This is a genomic window from Candidatus Cloacimonas sp., from assembly GCA_039680785.1.
Classification (GTDB): domain Bacteria; phylum Cloacimonadota; class Cloacimonadia; order Cloacimonadales; family Cloacimonadaceae; genus Cloacimonas.
In genome coordinates, this window is sequence record JBDKSF010000118.1 from 1 (window position 1) to 7655 (window position 7655).

The window sequence follows — 7655 nt, forward strand, 5'->3', positions numbered from 1 at the left end:
AAAAGTGGAAAAGTGGAAAGGTGGAAAAGTGAAACCCAGTGATAATTTTGGGTGCAAATCTTTCGTAGCCGGAGCTCGCTCAATCTCCGCAAAAAAGTGAAAAAGGGGAAAAGTGGAAAGGTGGAAAAGTGGAAAAGTGAAACCCAGTGATAATTTTGGTTGCAAATCTTCCGTAGCCGGAGCTCGCAGAAGCGCCGCAAAAAAGTGAAAAGAAGTCGAGAGGTCTTGAAGTCGAGGGGTCGAGAGGTCTTGAAGTCGAGAGGTCTTGAAGTCGAGGAGTCGAGAGGTCTTGAAGTCGAGAGGTCGAGAAGTCGAGAGGTCTTGAAGTCGAGGGGTCGAGAGGTCGAGGAGTCGAAAGGTCTTGAAGTCGAGGAGTCGAGGGGTCGAGGAGTCGAGGAGTCGAGAGGTCTTGAAGTCGAGAAGGCGTCCTCCGGCTACCCAAAATAAGCTATTGTCGTTATTAATTATATGTGCCTAAAAAGGTTTGCGTATAGGCATAAGATATCAAAGTGCTGTCGGACTCTTGTTTTACATCCTCTTAAACCTAAAATCCTATAAGCTTTGTTACTAAAATCCAGTCCTAAAAGCTTTGTTACTAAAGTCAAATCCTAATATCCTAAAAGCTTTGTTGCTAAAATCAAATCTGCGTTATCTGCGCAATCTGCGTGAAAAATACATATTAAAAGCTTGCGGGCTGTTGACGCAATTCAAAAAGGTCAGCAATATATTTTTCTGCCTGCGCCGGGATAGCATTAATCCCTTTCTGCAAATTCTCTGGCTTAATAAAGGATGGCTCAAACTTCATAGGAGCGTAATTTTGCAAACTAATCAACAACTTTTCCGCTTCATAATTCCAGAAAGGAGTTTCTGCGCTATTGGGATGAATCCATTTCAGTTTGTAAAATAAACGCATCAATTCATTGATAAGTATGGATTTAGCAGGATTGACACTTTTTGTTACCTGCGCTAAATCACTTAATGAAGTTCCTTCCATTTCCAAAAAACTGGGAGACGGAATTAATAAATCCACGGGTGCAGTTTCATCCTGGAAATTCATTATGGCAATGCTGAATTTTGCCTGATCAGCCAAAGCAGGATATATACCCCAACCTAAAACGAAATCAGCAACTTTTTCAGAAAAATCCGGTTTCATAGCCAAAAACCCCAGATGATTACGATAATCCGTAGAAACCAGTATATTCTCAGTTCCTATTTTAGAGGCAAAACACCATAAATTATATGCTTCCTGTTCAGTAATCCGATTTTGATTATAGACAAAGAGCGTCTTCTGGGTTGCCTGAACTTCTTGCAAATTAGCATAGTTAGCATCGGCAAAACGACGGTAAGGGCTTTCCGGATAATTTACCAGAACTAATTTCTTTCCTTTCCTTTGCTGTAAGCGGATTAAAGTTGCCAGAACCTGATTTAATTCTCCATAAACAACATATTCATCATAATTTTCCAGCATTTTATAGGGTTCACTTTCTGGTTTTAAGGATAGGAAAGCATCGCTAAAATGGGCAAAGGCAGGATTGGCACAAAGCTTCGTTTCATATTTATCGGCAACCCTTTGCAGCATTAGCATTTCTTCCAGAGAAATATAAGGGCTTATTTCAAAGCGTTGGGAATTGCCCAATGCCATTTTTTCAGCTATAAGAGAGGATGCTTCTTGCCAGCTAATTTTTTTAAAATGACCATTTTGCTTTAGCAGAGGAACATTCAATCTATCTTTGTCATAAAGACCTTGCCAGCCGAAACGACCTTTAAAACATAAATTCTTACCATTAAAACCGGGCTCTTTTTGCGGCGTAGTAATTTTGGTAATGGTTCCTGCTTGGGTTTCGGTTTGAATTTCACAACCAACTCCACATAAAGCACAATTTTGCAATGAGATATCTTTGGGATGAGGATTGAATTTAAAGTGCCTATTTCTTTCCGTTAAAGCACCCACCGGACAAACATCTACACATTTTCCACAGGAAAGGCAGCTGGTTTTGGTTAAAGAATCACCAAATTCGGGAGCCACCAAAGTGGCAAAACCTCTATAAATATAGCCCAAAACGGCTGGACCTTGAATTTCGGCACAGGTTCTAATGCAGCGTCCACAATTTATACATTTATTGGCATCGCGCACAATAAAAGGATGGCTGTAATCAATCGGATGCTTATTAATGCCCCCCAAAAAGTGGGCTGGATCTACTAAATAGTCACTACAATATTTGCGCAGCGAACAGGTCTCATTGACAAAACAACCACATTCCAAACAGCGTTTTGCTTCCTTGATGGCATCTTCTTCCCCAAAGCCCAGTTCCACTTCTTTAAAACTATTTTTTGCTTCTTCCAAAGGCAATTCTGGCATTTCTTTCCGCTTTTTGGGTGTAAAAATAGAATACTCTGCCGGACTGATATCTTTCACGCTTTTAGCTTTTTTACTGTCAAACTGAACATTTTCTGCAGCTATCTCTCCCGTTGCCAAAAAGTTATCTATTGCCTTTGCGGCAATTCTTCCATCCGCAATTGCCTCAATCGCGGTGGCGGCGCCTCTTCTAAAATCGCCTCCGGCAAACACATTTCCTAAGCCGGTAAACATAGTTGTTTCATCTACGATAGCCGTTTGCCAACGCGAAACGGGCAATATTTTATCCGCAACATAATTCTTCTCTTCCGTAAAGATATCCACCTCAGGAACTTGGGAAATGGCAGCAATGATACTATCAAAAGGCAGTTCAAAAAATTCACCGGTGGGTTCGGGTCTTTTTCTTCCACTTTTATCAGGTTCGCCTAAACGCATTTTTTCTATTTTTACGCTGGTTAGATGTCCGCCTTTGCCAATATATTCAACTGGATTGGCAAGGTAGAAAAATTTCACGCCTTCCTTTTCGCAGGCAACAATTTCACTTGGCTCGGCAGGCATTTCAGCTTTTGTTCTTCGATAAATGACAGCAACTTCACAACCCTTTCTAATAGCGGTTCGAGCACAATCAACCGCGGTATTTCCTCCTCCCACGATGGCTACTTTTAGTCCTAAATCGGGTGAATTGCCCAAGGCGTGTGCTTTCAAAAAATCAACCCCTAAAAAGCAACCTTCCAAATCGCTACCTTTCACAGGCATTGGAACAGCTTTTTGAGCTCCGATGGCAAGATATACGGCATCATAACTATCTGCTATGTCTTGCAAATAAATATCTTTACCCAATTGTTCATTATATTCAATCTGCATTCCATTGGTGCACATCAATTCAATTTCAGCATCCAAAACATCTTTCGGCAAACGAAATTCCGGAATTCCATAACGCAGCCAACCTCCTGCCTGAGGAGCTGCTTCATAAATGATAACTTCATAGCCCCAATTGGAAAGATAATAGCCACAGGTAAGTCCGCTGGGTCCGGCTCCGATAATGGCAACTTTTTTATTTTTTGCGGGCAGCTTTTCGGGAACATAATTCCACACATCTTCATTGTCCACATCGGCGGCATATCTTTTTAACTGACGAATGGCGACACTTTCTTCCACAATTTGTCTGCGGCATTCTTTTTCACAAAAAGCGGGACAAATCCTTCCGATGGAAAGTGGTAACGGCAATCTTTCTTTAATCACTTTCACCGCTTCGTGAAATTTGCCATTGGCAATTAAAGAAATATAGGTCTGAATATCAACTTGATCGGGACAGGCAATTGTGCAAGGAGCAACGCAATCTGCATAATGATTGGAAATCAGCAATTCCAAAGCCATTTTGCGTGCCCGGATTATTTCTTCGCTCTCGGTTATTATTTCCATCCCTTCCGAAATATTAGTTCCGCAGGAAGTTACAAAGCCCTTTCTGCCTTTCACCGCTACCAAACATACCCAACAGGAACCGTAAGGATTTAGTTCTTCGTCATTACATAAAGTGGGAATATCAATATTTTGCCGTCGGCAGAGTTCCAGAATGGTGATTCCGGCTTCCGTTTTCACTGTTTTTCCGTTTAAAATTACTTCTATCATTTCCAACGCTCCTATTCTTTTTCTACTGCATTAAATTTACAGGCATCAAAACAAGAACCGCATTTTATACATTTAGTTTGGTCTATGGTATGCACTTGTTTCACTTTTCCGGAAATGCAGGAAACGGGACATTTTCGGGCACAAAGAGTGCAACCGATACATTTTTCAGGATTGATTTTATAGGTTATCAAAGCAGAACAAACCCCTGCGGGACAGCGTTTATCTACAATATGAGCCAAATATTCATCCTTAAAATAGCGCAAAGTAGTTAAAACCGGATTGGGAGCCGTTTGTCCCAAACCGCAAAGTGAGCCCTTGATTATATTTTCTGCCAGTTCTTCCAGGTTGTTTAGGTCTTGCAATTCACCTTTGCCTTCCGTGATGCGCGTTAAAATTTCCAACATTCGTTTAGTTCCAATGCGGCAAAAAGTACATTTCCCACAGGATTCATTTTGGGTGAAATTAAGAAAAAACTTGGCTACATCAACCATACAAGTTCCACTATCCATTACCACCATTCCTCCGGAACCCATAATTGCACCTGTAGCCGTAATAGAATCATAATCTACTATGGTATCAAGTTTTTCGGCCGGAATGCATCCTCCGGAAGGACCTCCCATTTGCACTGCCTTGAAGGGTTTGGATGTCTTCATTCCGCCGCCGACTTTATAGATAATATCTTTAAGGGCAATTCCCATTGGAACTTCAATTAATCCGCTACCGGCAATTTTGCCCGCCAAGGCAAAAACCTTGGTTCCTGGGGATTTTTCCGTTCCAAATTTGTGAAATTCCTCGGCTCCGTTGATAATTATCCAGGGGATATTTGCCCAGGTTTCCACATTATTATTATTGGTTGGCTTTCCCCAAAGACCTTTAGCAGCCGGATAAGGTGGACGCAAAGTAGGCATACCTCTTTTACCTTCAATGGATTGCATTAAAGCAGTTTCTTCTCCACAAACAAAAGCGCCGGCACCCTCTTTGATATGCAAATCAAAACTGAAAGCACTGCCCAGGATATTTTTTCCCAGATAGCCCTTTTGTTCGGCTGCGGAAATGGCAATTTTTAAATGTTCCAAAGCCATAGGATATTCTGCTCTACAGTATATATAGCCCTCATTAGCGCCAATGGCATAAGCGCCAATAATCATACCTTCAATCACAGAATGAGGATCACCTTCCAAAGTGCTGCGATCCATAAACGCACCCGGATCACCTTCATCGGCATTGCAAATCACATATTTTTTAGCGGATTCTTCCTTAGCGCAAAGTTGCCATTTTAGTCCTGTAGGAAAACCCGCTCCACCGCGTCCTCTCAAACCCGATTTTTTTATTTCTTCAATGATGGCTTCTCTATCCATACTTAATGCTTTTGGCAATGCTTTATAACCATCTCGGGCTTCATAATCCTCTATATTTTCCGGGTCTATTATCCCGCAATTCCGTAACACTATTCGCTTTTGATTTGCCAGAAGAGCATTATGTTTACCAGCATATTTTTCCGCTAAAATGACATTTTCCGCGGGAACTATGCCAGCAAGATAATCCTCCAAAATTTTAGTTATTGTAGCAGGATTGGCTTTTCCAATATGAATGGAACCCAGTTCAGAACCTTCAAATTGCACGATTGGTTCTTCAAAACACATTCCAATGCAAGCGGTCTTTTTTAAAGTTACGGGCAAGTTACTATTTTCTTTAAGATATTGTTTTAGTGCATTATACACTTCTTTTGCCCCAGCGGCGACACCACAGCTTGCCAACCCCACTTTTACGCTTATATTATTCATTAGTTGCCTCGCTTTTGTATTGATATAAAATGGCAGGAATCGCTTCCGGAACCAGTTTGCCGTAAGTTCTATCATCAATCATAATTACGGGTGACAACGAACAACATCCCAAGCAGGCAACCTCCATAACTGTAAATTGTCTGTCGGAAGTTGTGTTTTCATCTTCCGCAAGCTGCAAGGCATCCACCACTGCTTTTTTAATTCCATCCGCATCGGAAACATGACACGCCGTTCCTTTACAGACGCGGATTAAATGTTTGCCCTGTGGCTGCAAACGAAACATAGAATAAAATGTGGCAACGCCAAATATTTCGGCGGCAGGAATCTGTAATTGGTTTGCAATATACTGCATCGTTTCCCGGGATAAATAGCCCAGTTCGTTTTGTGTTTCTTGCAAAAGTGGTATCAGAGACCCTTTTTTACCCTGATATTGCGCCAGAATTTTATCCAGCTTTTCATTGTCATAATTCATTCCCAATCCTTTATCAGGCAACTAAAATAAGAGGTATAAACAACCTGACTAAGCGTCTAATTTGACAAATAATTTGCTTCCTGCCAGAAATGTCAAATAAAAAATAGTTATTGCTTTGTGTCATTTTCCAATTAGTTTAAAAATAAATTGACATATTATTTGTATTATGAAAAAATGCCTAAATTGCATAAGGAGTTTTATGTAATGAAATTAGAAGAATTGGACTACTTTTATAACAAATTCAAATTCGGTGAGGACATCTTTCATCAGCTAATGCAAAAAAGGGTAGAAAATATTTTACTGGTTTCCACTTTCTATGATGCTTTTATATTTGAACAAGATGGGCGGCTTTCTGAACAAATTTTTGGAGAATATGAACAATTAAACCTTACCACTGCTCCTCATATAACTTCAGTTCCTACTGGCCTGGATGCTATAGAAAAGTTAAAAGAGCAACCCTTTGATTTAGTGATCACGATGATGAGGATTGGAGAAGTGGGTCCCTTCCAGCTGGCCAAAGAAGCAAAAATATTATATCCTAATCTTCCTGTTCTCCTCTTACTGAATGTAGCTTCCGACTATGTTATCTGGGAGAATAATACCAGCGGTAAACAATATATTGATGATGTATTTCTCTGGAATGGGGACACTAAGCTATTTTTAGCAATGGTAAAAAATGTGGAAGACAAAATGAATGTGGAATATGATACAGCTCTTGGCTTAGTGAGAGTAATTCTCTTGGTGGAGGATTCCGCGCATTACTATTCCCTTTTCTTACCTTCCTTATATTCTGTTATTATGCATCAAACCCAAAAACTTATTGAAGAAGAAGTTAGTGATATTAATAAGCAATTGAGAATGAGAATAAGACCGAAGGTTCTCTTAGCTCACAGTTTTGACGAAGCACTTGAGATTTATGATAAATATCAGGAATATCTGCTTTGTGTAATTTCGGATGTGCGTTATAAAGTAGGGAATGAAATTGATCCTCAGGCAGGAATCAAACTGATCAGAAAAATTAAGGAAACGAACAACGATTTACCAATTATCCTGCAATCCTCAGAAACAGAAAATGAGGATATTGCTAAGGAAATGGGAGTATATTTTCTCAATAAAAATTCTAAACACCTGTTTTCGGATTTACGAAAATATATGGTATTTAATCTGGGTTTTGGCAGTTTCGTCTTTCGTGATAAAGATGGTAATATCATTGATGAAGCGGCAAATATTGTAGAATTTGAAGAAAAAATTCTGCAAATACCAGAAGAATCATTAATTTTCCATAGCAGATTCAACCACTTTTCCAACTGGCTCATTGCTCACGGTGAAGTTCAAATTGCCAAAAAAATCAGACCCTTGAAAGTAGAGGACTTCGCCAGCCGTCAGGAATTGCGTGAATTTCTCTATCAGGTTT

5 protein-coding genes are annotated in these 7655 nt (G+C 40.1%); 2 read left to right on the forward strand and 3 right to left on the reverse strand.

All coding sequences use genetic code 11. The annotated features are described in order from the left end of the window. Positions 1 to 204 precede the first annotated feature (204 nt). The gene (locus tag ABFC98_08375; protein ID MEN6446036.1) at positions 205 to 447 is read left to right on the forward strand and encodes a hypothetical protein; all 243 of its coding nucleotides are present in this window, start codon (positions 205 to 207) and stop codon (positions 445 to 447) included. 232 nt (positions 448 to 679) lie between these two features. Here the strand turns inward: ABFC98_08375 and ABFC98_08380 are convergent, their stop codons facing one another. From ABFC98_08380 to nuoE, 3 genes are read right to left on the reverse strand one after another with little or no spacing between them, the layout of a single operon-like run. After that, entirely contained in the window at positions 680 to 3985 is a 3306-nt protein-coding gene (locus tag ABFC98_08380; GenBank protein MEN6446037.1) for an FAD-dependent oxidoreductase, read from the reverse strand. Between the two features lie 11 nt (positions 3986 to 3996). Further along, positions 3997 to 5769: an NADH-quinone oxidoreductase subunit NuoF gene (locus tag ABFC98_08385; GenBank protein ID MEN6446038.1), complete on the reverse strand. Its 1773-nt coding sequence runs from the start codon at positions 5767 to 5769 to the stop codon at positions 3997 to 3999. Next, positions 5762 to 6241, reverse strand: coding sequence for an NADH-quinone oxidoreductase subunit NuoE (gene nuoE, locus ABFC98_08390; GenBank protein ID MEN6446039.1), 480 nt, complete (start codon positions 6239 to 6241; stop codon positions 5762 to 5764). The genes ABFC98_08385 and nuoE overlap by 8 nt, the downstream gene beginning before the upstream one ends. Before the next feature lie 204 nt (positions 6242 to 6445). Between nuoE and ABFC98_08395 the strand changes: the two genes are divergently transcribed. Further along, the coding region (locus tag ABFC98_08395; protein ID MEN6446040.1) for a hypothetical protein at positions 6446 to 7655 on the forward strand (1210 nt) is incomplete at its 3' end.

Bases quoted from the DNA above. Each gene is read 5' to 3' on its own strand.
- nuoE (MEN6446039.1), bottom strand. From the start codon at position 6,241: ATGAATTATGACAATGAAAAGCTGGATAAAATTCTGGCGCAATATCAG.
- ABFC98_08385 (MEN6446038.1), bottom strand. From the start codon at position 5,769: ATGAATAATATAAGCGTAAAAGTGGGGTTGGCAAGCTGTGGTGTCGCC.
- ABFC98_08380 (MEN6446037.1), bottom strand. From the start codon at position 3,985: ATGATAGAAGTAATTTTAAACGGAAAAACAGTGAAAACGGAAGCCGGA.